Origin of the sequence: Heyndrickxia sp. FSL K6-6286 (assembly GCF_038630395.1) — a bacterium.
Classification (GTDB): domain Bacteria; phylum Bacillota; class Bacilli; order Bacillales; family Bacillaceae_C; genus Heyndrickxia; species Heyndrickxia oleronia.
This window is the reverse complement of sequence record NZ_CP152029.1, coordinates 1,995,942-2,015,361: the sequence shown is the minus strand read 5'-3', so window position 1 is coordinate 2,015,361 and position 19,420 is coordinate 1,995,942. Positions and strand designations below refer to the sequence as shown.

Here is a 19,420-nt window from a genome sequence, read left to right as displayed (position 1 = left end):
CTATACTGCTGTAAAATAAGCCACACCATTGTCATTCACATGTTTTTCAACTACCTCGATGGATAATAAAAAATCTAATTGTGCGGTTGTTTCCGATAATGTTAATCCTAGTTCCTTCTGATAAACGGCTGGAAATAGCTGCTTACAGATTTCAAATGTAGTTAATGCTTGATTATGAAGCATTTCCCTTACTTGCATCGCACGATCATATTGTCTTTGTAGTCTTCTTTCCACTAGGGAGTGTACATGATTAATTTCTGCACCATGACCAGTAAAAACCTTGTTAATTTCATAATTAAATAGCTTTTTTAAGGAAGCATTATATTGTAGCTGTGGTTTTGGACGCTCATTCTTTTTGAGTAATGGAGGTTCTAATAATGGATTAGATGAAATTGTCGCAAGCACATGATCTCCACCAATGAATATTCCATCCTTTGGGCGGTAAAAGGACAAATGGCTCTGAGCGTGTCCAAGAGTTTCTACGATTACCCAATCATTCAATCCCTCTATTTTATCACCTTCATTTATAGCATTTGTTAATGGTCGCTTAGAAGAGAATTTTAATGGTGATTTCCACTTTTTCAAAAGAGGGCTAAATTCACCTTCGATACCAAACTCCTGGAAAAGCCCATAATAAAATTGATCATGAGCAATAAAAAAGTCTGTGTCCATTTTTAGAAAAGGCTCACAATAGGGGTGTCCCAAAACTTTCACATGATCTGGCAACCATTCTAACAAACCGACATGGTCAGGGTGATGATGGGTTAAAATTACTTGGTCTATATCATTGGGTGCATAACCCAATTGGGCTAATTGTTTAGTAAATGAATCCCATGCTTCCTTTGTTTTTACCCCAGCATCAATAAGGGATAAAGCCTCCCCTTTCACTAAATAAACATTCACATCTCCTACAGCAAAAGGTGTCGGTAAAATGATTTTTGCAATATTTCCAATCCAAGAAGCCATTTTTCTCCATCCCCCTTAATCCTATATTTCTATAATTTCTAAAAAGTTATTTATATATATTGTACCTAGTTTTATAAAGGATGTCATTATATCGATATAAATAAAACAGAAAATTTAAATAAATCGCTTGACAAACAAGCACGATCTTCGGCATAATCGATATAATTTAATTATTCATCGGCAATGAACAAGACTACTAGATGAAAAATGATGAAAGAGAGTGAGGTCCACTGGCTGAAAGGCTTCACCATCCACTTTTTCATTGAACCTACCTTGTGAGCTTATTGGTAAACCAATACGTTTCCCGACGTTACCGGTTCAAGATAAATGTAGAAGTACAACTCTGCATTTAATAAAGGTGGTACCGCGAATCAACCCTTCGTCCTTTTTTGGATGAAGGGTTTTTTATTTATCTTTTTCTTTACTGCAAAAGTATAGGCTGGAGATTCTGCCGCTAAACAACCTACAAAAACAACTTTATTTCATTAACTTAAAACATTAAAAATGGGAATTTTACTAAAGAGGAAGAAACTTTATCAATCATATGAGAAGGAGGAAATACGATGAAGATTTCATTTATTGGTGCAGGATCCATGGCTGAAGCGATGATTAGTGGAATCATAAAGAAGAAATTGATTGACCAAAAAGATATTTTTGTAACCAATCGTTCCGATGATATTAAATTATCCACATTGCATGATAAATACGGGGTGCAAATAACCTATAAACTGGATGAACTCCTTAATGATGTAGACATTATTGTATTAGCAGTGAAACCAAAAGATGCCGATGAAGCACTTCAATTGATTCGCCCCTATATTCAGCCTATTACATTAATTTTATCTGTTTTAGCTGGAATTTCAATTTCATATATCCAGTCACTTTTAAATTGCCCAATTATACGTGCAATGCCAAATACTTCTGCCGCTATTGGAAAATCAGCAACAGCTATTGCTCTAAGTCCAGACGTTACAAAAAAACAATTAAATGATACAACAAAGCTTTTATCCGCAATAGGAAATACTACTATTGTTGAGGAAGAAAAGCTTGATGCAATTACCGGCTTATCTGGGAGTGGACCTGCTTATATTTACTATATTGTCGAGGCTATGCAGCAATCCGCAGAAGAAATTGGTCTTGAAGAAACAGTTGCAAAGCAATTGATTATTCAAACACTTCTCGGAGCAACAGAAATGCTCAGTGTTTCAGATAAATCTCCTGCAGATCTAAGAAAGGCAGTGACAAGCCCTGGTGGAACAACGGAGGCAGGAATACGGGTTCTCGAGAATAATCAAGTAAAGGAAGCATTTATACATTGTATTAAAGAAGCTACTTTACAATCTAGAAGACTTTCCAGAACAGTAAAAATAAAGTAATGATATACTTCATTCTATTGCATTTAATTAGGCTCTTTTCTCTTTTAACGAATACTATCGGTTGAAAACTGCTACATCTATCCTTTTACTGAGAAAAGAGCGGCAATTTCCATAAGAATCGCTAAATCTTTATTAGGTATAAAAGCCGGCTCTTAGGCATTTACAAAAGCAACAAACTATATAAAAACAGACAAAGGTCCCTCCCATATGCTGCCTTCCCAAGCAAGTTTCTTTCCTCAACCACTAGCTATTGCTATAATTTTTATTAATCTTTGAGGAGGGAAAGAAATGACTGTAAAATTATTTGAACCATATACACTTAAGAATATTACCATCAAAAATAGAATCGTCATGTCACCAATGTGCATGTACTCATGTGAAGCTGAAGATGGGAAAGTAACCGATTGGCATCGAACTCACTATACAAGTCGGGCCGTAGGGCAGGTAGGAATGATTATTCTTGAAGCTACCGCTGTCACACCACAAGGCAGAATTAGCCCTCAAGATTTAGGAATTTGGAATGATGACCATATTGAAGGATTATCAGAATTAGTCAAACTTATTAAGTCACATGGTTCTGTCGCTGGAATTCAAATTGCGCATGCAGGTAGAAAAGCCGAACTAGAAGGAGAAATTATTGCCCCTTCCGCTATTGCTTTTGATAATAAAAGTAAAACACCGAAGGAAATGTCTAAATCAGATATAGAGGAAACGATTGAGGCATTTAAACAAGGCGTTTTACGTGCAAAAAAAGCTGGTTTCGAAGTAATTGAATTACATGGGGCACATGGTTACTTAATCAATGAATTTTTATCTCCACTTTCGAACAAGCGAACAGATGAATATGGAGGTTCAGCTGAAAATCGCTATCGTTTTTTACGAGACATCATTGAAGCTGTGAAATCAGTATGGGAAGGACCGCTTATGGTTCGAGTATCTGCTAATGACTATCATGCTGAAGGATTAACTCCAGAGGATTATGTTCAATTCGGTATATGGATGAAGGAACAAGGAGTCGATCTTATTGATGTAAGCTCAGGTGCCGTTGTTCCAGCAAGAATCTCTGTTTATCCAAGCTATCAAGTACCATTTGCACAGGAAATTAAACAAGGCGTAAACATCGATACTGGTGCAGTAGGGCTAATTACATCTCCGCAACAAGCAGAGGAAATTCTCCAAAATGACCGTGCTGATTTAATCTTATTAGGACGTGAATTATTAAGAGATCCTTATTGGCCAAGAAAAGCCGCAAAAGAGCTTGGTATTGCGATAGACAGCCCCGTACAGTATGAACGTGGATGGAAATAAGAAAAGTTTGTTGTTGTTTAGCATATTTTTTGTAAAGTAATATTGAAAAGCAACAAATTATAAGAAAAGTATTTTTTTAAATGCCAAAGTACCTCAGAACTTTTGACTGAGGTACTTTTTTTGATAGCTGTTTCTGTGAATTTCGCTGATACACATTTTTCTGCATTTGGCTCCATTATCTGTTTCAAAACCTCGAGTTGACGCACATTTTTCTGCATTCGGCTCCATTATCTGTTTCAAAACCTCGAGTTGACGCACATTTTTCTGCATTTCGCTCTGTTATCTGTTTCAATACCTTTGGTTGACGCACATTTTTCTGCATTCGGCTCCATTATCTGTTTCAAAACCTCGATTGACGTACATTTTTCTGCATTTCGCTCTGTTATCTGTTTCAATACCTTTGGTTGACGCACATTTTTCTGCATTTTACAGTCAAGTCCTGGTTTTTGTGTAAAATCACTGGCAAGTACTTTCAACCTTAACCCTTTTATTTTTTTTGCGAAACTTCCATGGATTTTGAACTTCATATCCGGTAAGGGATGTCAAATGGTTTTCAATTTGACATCCCTTACCGGATATGTGATCATCCATGATGGAAGTTTAGCTGAAAATAATCTGTTCTATCTTCCACCCATAAGTGCTTTTCTCTTAGCGTAAACCGTATCCTGATATTGCATTAGAACAGCTCCAATCAAGCGAAAAGCCGATTGGGTGTTTGGAAAAATACGTATGACCCTTTCTCTTCTACGGACTTCTTGGTTCAACCGTTCAAGGGAATTGGTACTACGGATGTGGCATCGGATACTTTCGGGAAAGATCATATACTGGATGGTATCTTCGAACCCCTCATCTAATATAGAGAGTGCTTTTTCAAACTTTGGCTCTGTCCCGAACCTACTCATTAGCTCATCTTTAAACAGACGGATATCATCAATGGTTACTGCTTCAAATACGCGTTTGATCATTGTCTTGATTTCAGCCGAGCTCTTTTTGGGAAGTTTATCAAAGATATTTCGCTTAAAATGGACATTACATCTTTGCCAAGCTGTCCCAATAAATTCACGCTGTATCGCTTTTTGGAGACCTTGATGGGCATCAGAGATGATTAGTTTGGGAGATTGAAGGCCCCGTGATTTTAGCTGTTGGAAGAACTGCCCCCAACTCTCATAACTTTCCGCATGGTCAACACTCAAGCCAATTATTTCACGTGTATTCTTCTCAGTAATGGCAGTGGCAATATAAACAGCCTTGGAAACAACGCTTTGGTGCTCGCGCACCTTTATATACATAGCGTCAACGAATACGAAAGGGTAGTATGTTGTATTTAAGGGTCTCTTAGCCCACTCGTTCACAATGGGATCAAGCTTTTGTGTAAGTGATGATACAAACGACTTGGAAATGTTCTTGCCGCAAAGCTGTTCGACAATATTGGTAACATTCCTAGTTGAAACACCATTGATGACCATTTCCAGCATAGAGAGGACCAATGCCTGGTCACAACGGGCATATTTTTCAAAAACGGTAGTTGAGAATTCCCCGTTGCGTGTCCGTGGTACCTTAAGTGTTAAGGTACCGATGCTCATCATAAGATCACGTTCATAATAACCGTTGCGATAGTCACGGCGTTCAACAGCTCGTTCATAAGGTGCAGCCTTTAAATAGTCATCCCTTTCTTTTTCCATAAATTCGTTTAGTACTAAGACAACCGCTGATTTTATAACCATATCAAGGTTGGAATTTACAATGGCTTCTTTTAAAACATCCAAATTTAGGTTAAACTGTACTTGAGTCATTTTTATTCCTCTTTTCATTGTTTATCGTGGTTGAAAACAGTGTTGCCAAGAGTGAATAAAATGACTCATTTTTTTTGCATTTTCTTTTTACACAATTATACGGACTTAATCCATTTTACTCCATTATCTGTTTCAAAACCTCTAGTTGACGCACATTTTTCTGCATTTCGCTCTGTTATCTGTTTCAAAACCTCTGGTTGACGCACATTTTTCTGCATTTCGCTCTGTTATCTGTTTCAAAACCTCTAGTTGACACACATTTTTCTGCATTTCGCTCCATTATCTGTTTCAAAACCTTTGGTTGTCGCACATATTGTCTATTCTAGCCTCATAGACGATATGATATTTTGCTCATTTAGATAGATACTTCCATAAAATCATGTGCTATCAATGTTTGAGGGAAAATCGTTTTTGCTTCCTCAATTAATTGTTGCCAATCTCCTTTTCCATATCTTGAGCTAATATGTGTTAAGCATAAATTTTTCACATTGGCCTCATACGCGACTTTAGCAGCCTGAATAGTTGTTGAGTGGAAATAGTTATGAGCCATTTCTTCACTATCCCCTGCAAATGTCGCCTCATGAATCAAGAGGTCAGCCTGTTGCGCAAGACGAATCGCATTTTCACATGGTCTTGTGTCTCCTAGAATTGTGACTATCTTACCTTTTTGATTCGGGCCAACATAGTCTTTTCCATGGATCAATCGTCCATCCTCTAGATATACGCTTTCCCCATTTTTTAATTTGGCATAGATAGGTCCTGGAGGAATCCCGTCTTCCTTTAGCTTAACGGCATCTAAGGTTCCTATCCGATCCTTTTCAGTGATTCGATAGCCATAGCTATGAACAGCATGGTCCAATGTAGCCGCCTCAACGACAAACTGATCATCTTCAAATATAATGCCATCACTAATTTCCTCAATTATTAATGGGTATTGTAAATGGGTTTCACTCACCCTTAAGGACACTTCAATAAAATCTTTGATTCCTTTTGGACCATAAATGGTTAAGGTTGTGTCCCCTCCTTGGAAAGATCGACTTCCTAATAAACCTGGAAGGCCAAAAATATGATCACCATGTAAATGGGTAATAAAAATCTTTTCCAATTTTCTCGGTTTTAATGATGTATGTAAAATTTGATGTTGCGTCGCCTCTCCACAATCAAATAACCATATTGATTTTCTTTCTTCTAGCAATTTTAATGCAATAGATGTAACATTTCGTAACTTGGCTGGTATTCCTGCACCAGTTCCTAAAAATAAAATATCCAAGAGAGTCCCTCCCAAAAAACAACTATTTATTTATATTATCATATCTTTCATAAAATAGTCTTTAGTGCGTTAATTGCATATCAGTTGCTAATTCATATAAGAATGGAGTAAATTTAATACTTGGATGCACGAGAAAAAAGTAACACAATAAAAATTTTATGATTCTTAACTATTAACAACAAGTTATTGGTATCCTATAAACTAGAATGCAAAAAAGGAGAGAATAAACCACGATGACAACAAACGAAACACATACATCATTAATTATGATTTTCGGTGCAACAGGTGATTTAGCAAAGAGAAAACTATATCCTTCCCTCTTTCATTTATATAGAAAAGGCAAACTGGCTGATAAATTCGCGATTATCGGAACGGCTAGAAGCCCGTGGACACATGAGGAATTTCGTGCAAATGTTAAGGATTCCGTATTAACAGCACTAGGTTCCAATGAACAAATTGATGATTTTGCTTCTCATTTCTATTATCAACCACATGATGTAACTGATTCTGAGTCTTACATAAAATTACGTAATTTAGCTGGAGAACTTGATTCCAAATATGAACTACAAGGAAATAGAATTTTCTATTTAGCAATGGCCCCTGAGTTCTTTGGAACGATTGCAGATCATTTAAAATCAGACGGTCTAACGGAAACAGAAGGGTTCAAACGCTTAGTAATTGAAAAACCGTTTGGACATGATTTAGAATCTGCAGAAAAACTAAATGCGCAGATCAGACAATCATTTGCTGAAGAAGAAATTTATCGTATCGATCATTACCTTGGCAAAGCAATGGTACAGAATATTGAAGTCATTCGATTTGCTAATGCTTTCTTTGAACCATTATGGAATCATCGTTATATTTCAAATATCCAGATCACTTCTAGCGAAAAACTCGGTGTTGAAGAACGAGCAAGATATTATGAAAAAAGTGGTGCCTTAAGGGATATGGTACAAAACCATATGCTACAGATGGTAGCGTTATTAGCAATGGAGCCCCCTATTCGCTTATCTACGGATGAAATACGTAGTGAAAAAGTTAAAGTCTTCCGTGCATTGCGTCCAATTGAAGGAGAGGAAGTAAATAACTATTTTGTACGAGGACAATATGGACCTGGTTCCATTGATGGTGAAAAGGTTGAAGGATATCGAAACGAATTAAACGTAGATCCTCAATCAAATACAGAAACATTTGTAGCTGGTAAGTTGATGATTGATAACTTCAGATGGGCAGGTGTCCCGTTCTATATCCGTACAGGAAAACGAATGACAGCAAAATCAACCAAAATTGTTGTCCAATTTAAAGACATACCAATGAATCTTTACAAAAATAATCATGATCAGTTAAATCCAAACTTGCTTGTTATTCATATTCAACCTGATGAAGGAATTACTCTACACCTAAACGCAAAAAAATCAGGTCAGAATATGCAAACCAATCCTGTCAAATTGAATTTTTCAAATGAAGGATCAAATGGAATTAATACTCCTGAGGCTTATGAAAAACTCCTCTATGATTGCTTACAGGGAGATGCAACAAACTTTACTCATTGGGATGAAGTAGCCTTATCATGGAGATTTGTAGATAAGATTTCAGAGGTTTGGGAAAATACAACATCTAGCACTTTCCCCAACTATTCTTCCGGTTCTATGGGACCAGACGATGCAGATAAACTTGTCGAAAAAGATGGATTTTTCTGGTGGAATGTAACTGATCTCGATGTAGAAGATTGTAAATAATAATTCTCCTAAACAAATCCGAACAATGCTTTTAAAAAGTAAGCAAAAGAAAAAGAATCCATTTTGAACAAAAATCAAGATGGATTCTTTTTTTAGCCTCTTTCCTCACGGCTGAAGTCCACTACACCTTTCATTTCCCTAAGAAAAAAGTTGCAAACTCCATAAGAATCCTGAACCCTTTATTGGGTGTAAAAGCTGGCAGTTGGGCTTTAAAGAAAACACCAATAACTACAATCATTTGTAACAATTTATCTTCAATTGCCTATGTTATAATTAGGATTCTATTATATAGGAGGATTGTGCCTTGTCTAGACAGCCAAATATTGATGATTATTTACAAAAAGGGATGTACGGGGATAAACAAATAAAACCTGATGAAAAGAGGAAATTTCTTGGTACATTTCGTGAGCGAATCATTATTGCCCTAAAAAAAAGCCAAGTAATGGAAAACAAGATTTATTTCGAGATTGAGGAAATGATGTTAAAGTATCCAAATTCGAAGCTTTTATTAAATGGAGACATAAATTATCCTTCTCTCTCTAAATATATACAAATTGCAAAAAAACGTGGGAATCCTTATTCCATCATTACGAATAATGATTCTAATACATCGATTGGATTAGTTCTTGCACTTGATTATGCTATTAATATTGAAAATATTTATATCACTAATGAACTGACTCCTAAATCAAAAAAACAGAAAAAAGCAAGCTTTTGGTCCTCTATAAAGAGTACTCTTAATAGAAGAAAAAAATAAAAGGCTTGCTATTTCTTTCTGTCATTGTTTTTTAAACCTTTTAACACTGCATTTTCACCATATTTTTCGCGTAATTGATCAATTGCTTTATATAAAGGTTCTTTAACTGCAGCCTTTTCATAGGAAAACAAATTAAGTTGTTCAACAGCATGTTGCTGATCGACAAGATCTTGCCCTGTAACCCCTAGTAAACGAACAGGATTTCCATTCCAATGCTTCATAAAAAGTACCTTCGCAGCATTATAAATATCACTGTACTGAATGATAGGATTATTGAGCTTTCGACTTCTTGTTATAGTGCTGCGGTTTTTGTATCTTATTGTAATGGATACATTTTTCGTTAGGTAGTTTTTCTTCTTTAAACGTTGTGCAGTTTCTAATGCTAACCTTTCAAGCACTTTTAGAAGCTCTTGTTGATTGGAACAATCCTTCGGTAATGTGGTCGAGCTGCCTACACTTTTAAAGTCATTTGCTGCATTAGGATCAACTGTACGCAAATCTACTCCATTTGCACGTTCTTTTAATTTCATGCCTCGAATACCAAGTATTTTCTCAAGCTGCTTTTCATCTGAATAGGCTAAATCCTTAATCGTTTGCAATCCTATATTCATTAATTTCTCTGCAGTTTTTTTTCCAATTCCATGCATTTCAATTAGTGGCAAAGTCCAAATCTTTTCAGGTATATCTCTTTTTCTCATAATGGTAATGCCCATTGGTTTCTTCATATCCGATGCCATTTTAGCAAGAAATTTATTTGGAGCTATTCCAATGCTGCAAGGTAAATCCAACTCATTTAATAATTGTTTCTGAATTTTAGTAGCAATTTCCAGCGGAGTGCCAAGCTCATAGCTCTCTGTAATATCAATATATCCCTCATCAATCGAAACGGGTTCAACTAACTCAGAATATTGTCTTAAAATATCAAACATCGCACCTGATGCTTCACGATACCGCTCAAAATTCGGTCTTAGTATAATCAATTTAGGACATAATTTCTTTGCTTCCCAAACTGCCATCGTTGTTTTGACACCAAATTTTCTTGCTTCATAGCTACAAGTAACTATAATGCCCTTCCGCTCCTCAGGATTACCTGCAACCGCAATTGGCTTCCCTTTTAGAGAGGCATCATAGGCCATTTCAACAGATGCAAAAAAGCTATTCATATCAACATGTAATATGACCCGTCCATTTTTTGGATAGTATTGCTTCATCTGCTCACTTCCTGTTCCATGTAAAAATGCATGTTTTCACATGCATTATATCTCTTGCTGTTTCATATATTCAATAATATCTTTTATTCCTTCTAATGATTGCACTAATAAATTAGGATCAATCATCGTAATTAATCGTGATTCAAGATTAGCAACACTCCGGAAATATTTAGTTCTTTGATAGGCCATTAGACCAATTTGTTTTAAAGATTCTTGTGGAATGTTTAAGATTTCCTTTGCCTCTTTTACGAGTAACCCTATGTGTAGTTCCTCCGTATTTAAAACAATAAGCTTGGATTGATCATTATTCAGTAAAGTAGTTTGGTAGAGAACTTGTTCAAAATCGATAACAGGAATAAGTTCCCCTCTTGATTTCACAATTCCTTTTACAAAGTCAGGTAAATTAGGAATTCTTGTTGCATTTTCAAATTTTTCAATGGAAATAACATGATCAACGGAGATTCCATATTCTTCATTTCCAACTTGAAATACAATTGCTTGTTCATTTAGATCCACAATCATAATCCCCCAAATATAATTTCTAAATCAGACCGCCTGTAGCGGCCTGATTCATTTTTATCTTTATGCGCCTGCCACTTCTTCAACAATGGCAACAACCATTTCAGAAAGCTTAACAAGTTCCTCAACTGGCATGCGTTCATTGGTTGTATGAATTTCTTCATAACCTACAGCTAAATTTACTGTTGGAATCCCAAATCCTGCAATGACATTTGCGTCACTACCTCCACCACTTTGCTCCAACTTACTTTCACGTCCAATTTTAGCTGCTGCCTTTTTCGCAATTTCAACGACTAAATCGCCATCAGCAAATTTAAAGCCTGGATACATGACTTGAACATCCACTTCAGCTTTACCACCCATTTCAACTGCTGCTTGTTCGAATGCTTCCTTCATTTTCGCTACCTGTGCTTCCATTTTTTCAGGTACTAGTGAACGTGCCTCTGCTAAAATAGTCACATGGTCACAAACAATATTTGTTGCTTGTCCACCCTCAAAACGTCCAATGTTAGCTGTTGTCTCTTCATCAATTCGACCAAGAGGCATTCTTGAAATTGCTTTAGATGCAATTGTAATTGCTGATACACCTTTTTCAGGGGCAACACCAGCATGTGCTGTTTTCCCAAGTATAGTAGCATTTACTTTTGCTTGTGTAGGTGCAGCAACGACGATATTTCCAACTTTTCCATCACTATCTAAGGCAAATCCGTATTTTGCTTTCACTAAATTTCGATCCAATGCTTTAGCTCCAACTAAACCAGATTCTTCTCCAACAGTAATAATAAATTGAATGGTACCATGTTCAATATTTTCTTCTTTTAATACACGCAACGCTTCAAACATAGCTGCAAGACCTGCTTTGTCATCTGCCCCAAGAATAGTGGTACCATCTGTTACAACATAACCATCTTTAATCGAAGGCTTTACACCATTACCAGGAACGACTGTATCCATATGTGAAGTGAAATAAATGGGATCAACATTCTCCTTTGTACCTTTTAAAGTACAGATCAAATTCCCCGCCCCATGTCCAGTTTGAGACATCGTATCATCTTCAAATACCTCAACACCTAAATCTTCAAATTTTTTCTTTAAGACCTTTGAGATATTTCCTTCATTTTTTGTTTCAGAATCAATTTGCACTAATTCTAAAAATTCATTAAGTAAACGCTCTTGATTAGCCATATGAAAGACCTCCAAAAATGTATGTATTCTTCTCTATATTAGTATATCTCTAAATAAGTGGATGGACAAATAAACATTCTCTCTTGGATATAAAAAAAGGAAAGTCTGCAATACAAATCACAGCTTTCCTTAATTATAGGTTAGTACGGAACTCTCTTACTATTATAAATGACAATGCGCTCATTAGATCTGCTTCCATTATGGAAAAACGCAATAATAACAGGTGCAAGAATTAATAAAAATATGGATGACATGAGTAAAAGAAATGATCCTGTGCGCAATTTTTTCTCACCGACATTTTCATGCTTTTTTAAAAATTCACTTGTTGCTTCATTTCCTAAAACATCAGCAGAATTAACAATCTGGTTATTATCTATATCATAATAGTAAATTTGCGAATTATTCCAGAAATAAATGTCCCCACGTACTTCCTTAAATGCGACAAAGAGCACTTTCACATTTTTATCCGTTTCTTTCTTATTTTCCATTACGGGAACATTGGTTTCAATTGAGTCAATCACATTTACAGAATGATTATCATAATATGTAACTTCGTCTTTTAACGCTTTATTAATATCTTCAATCATGGAGCTTTCACCTAGAACTGTTGTACTTGAAAAAGAAACTAAAAGCAGAGTTAAAAATATAAGAAAACCCAGTCGTTTCAATATTATCACCCCTACATATAATAAGTACTTCTACAATATATTCTAGATTAGCCTCCTTTTTTAAGTAATAAAGCAAAAGCAAGTAATCTGTAAATTATATTCGTTGGAAAAACATACTCATTTTATATCCATACTATGACAAGTTTGAAAGAAATATTCTTGAACTTGAAACATAAAAAGCGTTCCTCGGTTACAACGGTATATTCCCATGTTTTTTATACGGTCTTTCTTCCTTTTTGTTTCTCATCATTTCCAATGCTTGTATCAATTTAATTCTAGTTTCTCGCGGATCAATTACATCATCAACCATACCGCGGGATGCCGCTACATAAGGATTAGCAAATTTCTCTCGATATTCTTCAATTTTTTGTTTTCTTGTTTCATCAGGATGATCACTGCTATTAATTTCTTTCGCAAATATAATATTGGCAGCTCCCTCTGGACCCATAACGGCAATTTCTGCATTTGGCCATGCATAGACGAGATCTGCACCGATTGATTTACTATTCAGAGCTACATAAGCACCGCCAAATGCTTTTCTTAAAATAACGGTAATTTTTGGAACGGTTGCTTCAGAATATGCATACAATATTTTCGCACCATGTCGAATAATACCGCCATGTTCTTGCTTTATTCCAGGGAAAAAGCCGGTTACATCTTCAAATGTAATGATTGGGATATTAAAAGAATCACAGAAACGAATAAAACGTGAGGCTTTATCTGATGAATCAATATCTAAACCACCTGCCATGACCTTGGGCTGATTGCAAACTAGCCCCACTACTTCTCCTTTTATACGTGCTAGTCCAATAACAATATTTTTAGCAAATTCCTTTTGAACCTCAAAAAATGATTGATCATCAACTACTTGTTCAATCACCTTTCTAATATCATACGGTCTAATTGCATCGAAAGGAATCACATCCGTTAAGTCAGGTCGGTAATCATTTGACTCATCAGTCGGTTGTATTGGTGCTTTTTCTTGATTATTTTGTGGTAAATAAGTCAATAAAGTACGTACCATACTTAACACTTCTTCTTCATTTTGAGCGCGAAAATGAGCATTGCCACTAATCGAGTTGTGCACTTTAGATCCGCCTAAATCTTCTGAGGAAATTCTTTCACCTGTTACCGTTTCTATTACTTTTGGACCGGTAATGAACATTTGGCTTGTCTCATCTACCATAAAGACGAAATCAGTAATAGCAGGTGAATATACAGCCCCCCCTGCACATGGACCCATAATAACTGAAATTTGTGGAATGACTCCAGAATAAATCGAATTTCGATAAAAAATATGTCCATACCCATCTAATGAAACGACGCCCTCTTGTATACGTGCTCCACCAGAATCATTAAGACCGATAAAAGGAGCACCATTTTTTGCTGCCAAATCCATCACATTGGCAATTTTCTCCGCGTGCATTTCTCCAAGTGCACCGCCAAAGACCGTAAAATCTTGTGAAAACAAATAAATTGGACGGCCATTTACTTTAGCATATCCTGTAACAACCCCGTCACCAGGACCTTTAACCTCAGATAAACCAAAATCATGGCTTCGATGCTCGATAAAAGGATTTAATTCGACAAATGTGCCTGGATCGACTAACAAATCAATTCTTTCCCTAGCTGTTAATTTGCCTTTTTGATGTTGTTTCTCGATTTTTTCATCTCCTCCACCGAGCTCGATTTCTCTTTTTTTATCATATAATTCATTGATTTTTTCATATATATCTGTCAATTTCATTCTCTCCCTGAAGTATAAATTTCATCTTTCCTTTTTCTTTTCGCATAATTCATAGAGGACTCCATGTCCCGATTTTGGATGAAGGAAAGCGACTTGAGCACCACCTGCTCCGAGCTTAGGTTGTTCTTGAATCATCTTTATTCCTTTTTCTTTAAGCTCTTTCATCCGTGACTCAATATCCTCTACCCCAAATGCGATGTGGTGAATTCCTTGACCACGTTTTTCTAAAAATTTAGTAATTGTACTAGATTCATTTAATGGCTCCAATAATTCTATCTTTACATTCCCAGCATCAATAAACGCCACTCGAATCTTTTCTGAATCTACCTCTTCAATATGTAAGCATGTAAATGGAAGCGTTTCCGTATAAAAAGGCAAAACGTCCTCAATTGAGTGTACGGCAATACCAATATGATCCACTTTTTTCATTATGACCCCTCCCCTTGTTGTATCAATATATACTTATACATGAAGTGTCAAATTTCCTGCAATTATTTGATATTTTAGTCGTTACTTTCTCTTTCAACTCATACAATCTTTCATAAAAACGTCTTATTTAATTCTATTTATGGCTTGTCTTCGTTTCTTTTTGTGAATAAAATATGAATAAGGAATCCTTGAAATAAGGAGTGAATGTTTACATGTCTAAAAAAGCTCAAAAATTTATAGTCTATTTAATGTTAATCGTTATGCTGGCTTCTACTTTATTAATGGGACTCTCATGGTTATTATAATTGCCTCTTTTCTCATGTTTCTATTAAAGTAATGATTTTACTAATAAAAATATGTTCAATAACGATCATTCCTTGCCATACATTGTTCTTCAAAAGTTGAAAGTGAAAAAGGCGACAATAGGGCTTTTACACAGGCAACAAACTAGACAAAAAAGTCTTATAATAAAAAAATCCGGTCGATAACCGGATTTTTTTATTACCTATTAAATTTCCTCACAATATTGATCAAAGTATTCTTGTAGTTTATTTACGACAGACATCGGATCATGTCCTTCGATTTCATGACGCTCAACCATTGTTAATAGCTTCCCATCTTTTAACAGAGCAAATGATGGGGATGAAGGCGGATACCCTTCAAAGTAACTACGAGCTTTTGCTGTAGCTTCTTTATCTTGTCCAGCAAACACTGTGACAAGATGATCTGGTCTTTTATCATGATGAATCGCATGAGCAGCCGCTGGGCGTGCTATTCCACCTGCACAACCACAAACAGAATTGACAAGGACTAAAGTAGTCCCTTTTTGGTTTAATGCCTCATCCACTTCTTCTGCAGTTAATAATTCTTTATAACCAGATGCCGTTGCCTCTTCTCTTGCACCACGGACGACATCATTCATGAATAGATTGAAATCCATACTCATTTTCTCGCTTCCTTTCATACCTCAATTAATCTACCTATTCATCATAGCAGGTTTTTCCTCAATTATACAAATAATCAATTTCAAAAATAGATCAGCACACATTTGATATTTTTTATAAAGGAAAAGGTTTAAGAAATTTTAAAGCGGGTATGATATGAATACATCTAGATCCATACCCCTAAACTCCCTAGATGTTATTGGATAGCGATCGCTCGCTGTCCTTTTTTTATGTTTAATAATTTTTATTTCTCCTTTTTAAAGTAGGAGTGGAAAAGATCATTCACCGCATTTGTAACGGTTATATTTCCTTCAATCACTGATTTTTTATAAATTGGAAGTAGTTTCTTCACCTCAGAATGTTGGTAAAAGGACTGCTCTAGCCTTTCTGTGATTTGTGAAAACATCCACTCCTGTGCTTGTAGCTTCCTTCTTTCCGCAAAAGCTCCAGATTCACTTGTATTTTCCATAAAGCTAGTAATTATATTCCAAACATTTACAATGCCATTTCCATAAAGGGCGGAGCAAGTATAAGCTTTCGTTTCCCATCCTTTAGTAGCTGGCATAAGAAAATGAAGAATTTGATTGTATTCTTTCCGTGTTTTTTCTGCTAAGGATTTATTATCACCATCAGCTTTGTTCACAACAATAGCATCAGCCAATTCCATAATTCCTTTTTTCATCCCTTGCAACTGGTCACCTGCACCGGTAATAGTCAAAAGCATGAAAAAATCAACCATGCCTCTAACAATCACTTCACTTTGTCCAACACCAACCGTTTCTACAATAATCACATCAAATCCAGCAGCTTCACATGCTAGAATTGATTCTCTAGTTTTACGATGTACTCCTCCTAATGTCCCAGATGAAGGGGACGGACGAATATATGCATTTTCATTTTTTACTAATCTTTCCATCCTTGTTTTATCACCTAGAATACTGCCACCACTAATACTTGAACTTGGATCAATGGCAAGTACCGCCACCTTATGTCCTCGTTCACATAATAACATACCGAATTCTTCAATAAATGTACTTTTCCCTGCACCAGGTACACCAGTAATGCCAATTCGAATTGAATTTCCTGTAAAAGGCAGTAATTCGCCAAGTATTTCTTGAGCCTTTTCAAAATGATGGGGTGCATTACTTTCAATAAGCGTGATCGCCTTTGAAAGAATCATTCTATCTCCTTGTAAAATACTTTGTACGAAATCAATCACAGAGGGATCTTCTTTCAGTCGTTTTCGAAATAGTTTTCTAGATGATTTCGTAAATCCATCATGTGTTGAAGAAATCCCTGGTACATAGGATGAGGTATCATGTTCATCATTTGACCATTCAGGTCGATTCAAATTAGTCATTTAATCCGTCACTTCCTCATAGCCTAAACGATGATAAATTTCTTCAATCACCTTTCCTGCTGCAACAGGAATGACTGTACCAGGTCCAAAAATCGCTGCTGCCCCATTTTCCTTTAAAAATGGATAGTCTTGAGCAGGAATCACCCCACCGATAACGACAACTATATCTTCACGACCTATTTTTTTAAGTTCTGCAACTAATTGTGGCAATAAGGTTTTATGTCCTGCCGCTAATGAACTCACACCGATGACATGGACATCATTTTCAGCGGCTTGTTTGGCTGTTTCTTCCGGAGTTTGGAATAATGGACCAATATCCACATCAAACCCTAAATCCGCAAATGCGGTTGCAATGATTTTAGCCCCGCGATCATGGCCATCCTGCCCCATTTTTGCAATTAATATTCTCGGTCTTCGTCCTTCATTCTCCATGAATCCCTCTGCCATTTCCTGCACCTCGGAAATCTCCTCTTCATTTGAAAAATGCGAGCTATATACTCCACTCACAGAACGAATCACCGCCTTATGTCTTCCAGAAACTGATTCAATCGCATCTGAAATTTCACCTAATGTAGCACGGGCACGGGCAGCATCGACCGCAAGCTCAAGTAAGTTTCCTTCTCCACTTTTTGCTGCCTTCGTAAGTTTTTGCAGACTAATCTTAATATCATTTTCATTTCGCGATGACTTTAAATGCTTCAACCGTTCAATTTGTTTTTGCCTAACCACCGTGTTATCAATATTTAAAATATCAAGAGGCTCCTCTTCCTCTAAACGAAACCGATTCACACCAATAATCGTTTCCTTCCCTGAATCGATGTATGCTTGCCTTCTTGCGGAGGCTTCTTCTATTCTCATTTTTGGTAAGCCTGTTTCAATCGCCTTTGTCATTCCTCCTAGACTTTCAATCTCTTCAATATGCTCCCATGCTTTATTCATTAATTCATTGGTTAGAGATTCAACATAATAGGAGCCTCCCCAAGGATCAATAACATTTGTAATCCCTGTTTCCTCCTGTAAATATAGTTGCGTATTACGAGCAATTCTTGCAGAAAAGTCAGTTGGTAGTGCAATGGCCTCATCAAGTGCATTGGTATGAAGTGATTGTGTATGTCCCATTGCTGCTGCATGTGCCTCAATCAAAGTCCTCGTTACATTATTAAAAGGATCTTGCTCGGTTAAACTCCACCCAGATGTTTGCGAATGTGTTCGTAGTGCCAATGACTTTTTGTTTTTAGGTTCAAAAGGTTGGATTAATTGTGCCCAAATTCTTCTCGCAGCACGCATCTTTGCCACTTCCATAAAATAATTCATACCGATAGCCCAGAAGAACGATAATCTCGGAGCAAATGAGTCGATATCAATCCCTGCTTTTAAACCTGTTCGAACATACTCTAATCCATCTGCTAATGTGTAAGCTAATTCAAGATCTGCCGGTGCACCCGCCTCTTGCATATGGTAACCTGATATTGAAATGCTATTAAATTTCGGCATTTTTTTTGATGTATATTCAAATATATCCGCAATAATTTTCATAGACATTTCAGGAGGATAGATATACGTGTTACGAACCATATATTCTTTTAAAATATCATTTTGAATCGTACCAGCCAGTTTCTCTGGTGGTACTCCTTGCTCTTCTGCAGTTACTATATAGAATGCTAAAATTGGTAAAACTGCACCATTCATTGTCATAGAGACAGACATTTGATCAAGAGGAATCCCATCAAAGAGAATCTTCATATCCAAGATTGAATCGATAGCAACCCCTGCTTTTCCTACATCACCAACAACGCGCGGATGATCAGAATCATATCCTCGATGAGTGGCTAAATCAAAGGCAACAGATAATCCTTTTTGTCCCATCGCTAAATTTCTTCTGTAAAATGCATTACTTTCTTCAGCAGTGGAGAATCCTGCATATTGGCGAACTGTCCAAGGACGATTTACATACATCGTAGGATACGGACCTCTCGTATACGGAACCAAACCTGGTTTATCATCTAAGTGGTTTAGTCCTTGAATATCCTTTTTGGTATAAAGTGGTCGAATAGAGATTTTTTCATTCGTTTCAAATAATTGGTCCTCCGTTATCGAAAGGGTGTCATACCGTTCTAGAGTAGACATTAATTCTGGTTCAATGATTTG

At 36.4% G+C, this 19,420-nt stretch carries 17 protein-coding genes and 1 other annotated feature; of the genes, 5 read left to right on the top strand and 12 right to left on the bottom strand.

Features of this window, described 5'->3' with window-relative positions; genetic code table 11:
• Window positions 1–966 carry an MBL fold metallo-hydrolase gene (locus MHI39_RS10125; protein WP_071976137.1) on the bottom strand — a complete coding sequence of 322 codons (966 nt, stop codon included), beginning with the start codon at window positions 964–966 and terminating at the stop codon, window positions 1–3.
• 174 nt (window positions 967–1,140) lie between these two features.
• Window positions 1,141–1,356: a binding site (T-box leader), on the top strand.
• A 173-nt stretch (window positions 1,357–1,529) separates the two neighbouring features.
• Here MHI39_RS10125 and proC point away from each other — a divergent pair.
• The gene (gene proC / locus MHI39_RS10120) at window positions 1,530–2,342 is read left to right on the top strand and encodes a pyrroline-5-carboxylate reductase (protein WP_078109409.1); all 813 of its coding nucleotides are present in this window, start codon (window positions 1,530–1,532) and stop codon (window positions 2,340–2,342) included.
• Window positions 2,343–2,630: 288 nt separating this feature from the next.
• Window positions 2,631–3,650 (top strand): NADPH dehydrogenase NamA, encoded by a 1,020-nt coding sequence (gene namA, locus MHI39_RS10115; RefSeq protein ID WP_078109410.1) that lies wholly within the window; start codon window positions 2,631–2,633, stop codon window positions 3,648–3,650.
• Between the two features lie 620 nt (window positions 3,651–4,270).
• On the opposite strand, the gene MHI39_RS10110 is transcribed toward namA, so the two are convergent.
• Together MHI39_RS10110 and rnz are read right to left on the bottom strand one after the other, a co-directional pair.
• Window positions 4,271–5,443 (bottom strand): IS256 family transposase, encoded by a 1,173-nt coding sequence (locus MHI39_RS10110; protein ID WP_071976245.1) that lies wholly within the window; start codon window positions 5,441–5,443, stop codon window positions 4,271–4,273.
• Between the two features lie 355 nt (window positions 5,444–5,798).
• Window positions 5,799–6,713: a ribonuclease Z gene (gene rnz / locus MHI39_RS10105; RefSeq protein ID WP_071976141.1), complete on the bottom strand. Its 915-nt coding sequence runs from the start codon at window positions 6,711–6,713 to the stop codon at window positions 5,799–5,801.
• A gap of 233 nt (window positions 6,714–6,946) precedes the next feature.
• Here rnz and zwf point away from each other — a divergent pair, with 233 nt between their 5' ends.
• Entirely contained in the window at window positions 6,947–8,452 is a 1,506-nt protein-coding gene (zwf, locus tag MHI39_RS10100) for a glucose-6-phosphate dehydrogenase (protein ID WP_071976142.1), read from the top strand.
• Window positions 8,453–8,756: 304 nt separating this feature from the next.
• Window positions 8,757–9,209: a YueI family protein gene (locus tag MHI39_RS10095; RefSeq protein ID WP_071976143.1), complete on the top strand. Its 453-nt coding sequence runs from the start codon at window positions 8,757–8,759 to the stop codon at window positions 9,207–9,209.
• An 8-nt stretch (window positions 9,210–9,217) separates the two neighbouring features.
• Here MHI39_RS10095 and MHI39_RS10090 read toward each other — a convergent pair whose 3' ends face one another.
• The 6 genes from MHI39_RS10090 to mce all read right to left on the bottom strand — a co-directional run bounded on the left by MHI39_RS10090 (window position 9,218) and on the right by mce (window position 14,968).
• Entirely contained in the window at window positions 9,218–10,420 is a 1,203-nt protein-coding gene (locus MHI39_RS10090) for a DNA polymerase IV (RefSeq protein WP_071976144.1), read from the bottom strand.
• 45 nt (window positions 10,421–10,465) lie between these two features.
• On the bottom strand, window positions 10,466–10,942 hold the full coding sequence (locus tag MHI39_RS10085) for a chemotaxis protein CheW (RefSeq protein ID WP_058002258.1): 477 nt from the start codon (window positions 10,940–10,942) through the stop codon (window positions 10,466–10,468).
• Window positions 10,943–11,002: 60 nt separating this feature from the next.
• Window positions 11,003–12,124, bottom strand: a complete 1,122-nt coding sequence (locus MHI39_RS10080; protein ID WP_071976145.1) for a tripeptidase T — start codon at window positions 12,122–12,124, stop codon at window positions 11,003–11,005.
• Window positions 12,125–12,264: 140 nt separating this feature from the next.
• Window positions 12,265–12,711 (bottom strand): hypothetical protein, encoded by a 447-nt coding sequence (locus tag MHI39_RS10075; RefSeq protein WP_342541197.1) that lies wholly within the window; start codon window positions 12,709–12,711, stop codon window positions 12,265–12,267.
• 271 nt (window positions 12,712–12,982) lie between these two features.
• The gene (locus MHI39_RS10070) at window positions 12,983–14,533 is read right to left on the bottom strand and encodes an acyl-CoA carboxylase subunit beta (protein WP_173720035.1); all 1,551 of its coding nucleotides are present in this window, start codon (window positions 14,531–14,533) and stop codon (window positions 12,983–12,985) included.
• Window positions 14,534–14,560: 27 nt separating this feature from the next.
• On the bottom strand, window positions 14,561–14,968 hold the full coding sequence (mce, locus tag MHI39_RS10065) for a methylmalonyl-CoA epimerase (RefSeq protein ID WP_071976148.1): 408 nt from the start codon (window positions 14,966–14,968) through the stop codon (window positions 14,561–14,563).
• Between the two features lie 212 nt (window positions 14,969–15,180).
• Between mce and prli42 the strand changes: the two genes are divergently transcribed.
• Entirely contained in the window at window positions 15,181–15,273 is a 93-nt protein-coding gene (gene prli42, locus MHI39_RS10060; RefSeq protein ID WP_158022208.1) for a stressosome-associated protein Prli42, read from the top strand.
• A 203-nt stretch (window positions 15,274–15,476) separates the two neighbouring features.
• On the opposite strand, the gene MHI39_RS10055 is transcribed toward prli42, so the two are convergent.
• From MHI39_RS10055 to scpA, 3 genes are all read right to left on the bottom strand, one after another.
• Window positions 15,477–15,914, bottom strand: a complete 438-nt coding sequence (locus MHI39_RS10055) for a BrxA/BrxB family bacilliredoxin (protein ID WP_071976149.1) — start codon at window positions 15,912–15,914, stop codon at window positions 15,477–15,479.
• A 242-nt stretch (window positions 15,915–16,156) separates the two neighbouring features.
• On the bottom strand, window positions 16,157–17,272 hold the full coding sequence (gene meaB, locus MHI39_RS10050; RefSeq protein WP_342541195.1) for a methylmalonyl Co-A mutase-associated GTPase MeaB: 1,116 nt from the start codon (window positions 17,270–17,272) through the stop codon (window positions 16,157–16,159).
• Complete coding sequence (gene scpA / locus MHI39_RS10045; RefSeq protein ID WP_180212399.1) at window positions 17,273–19,399, bottom strand: methylmalonyl-CoA mutase; 2,127 nt, start codon at window positions 19,397–19,399, stop codon at window positions 17,273–17,275.
• Window positions 19,400–19,420 lie beyond the last annotated feature (21 nt).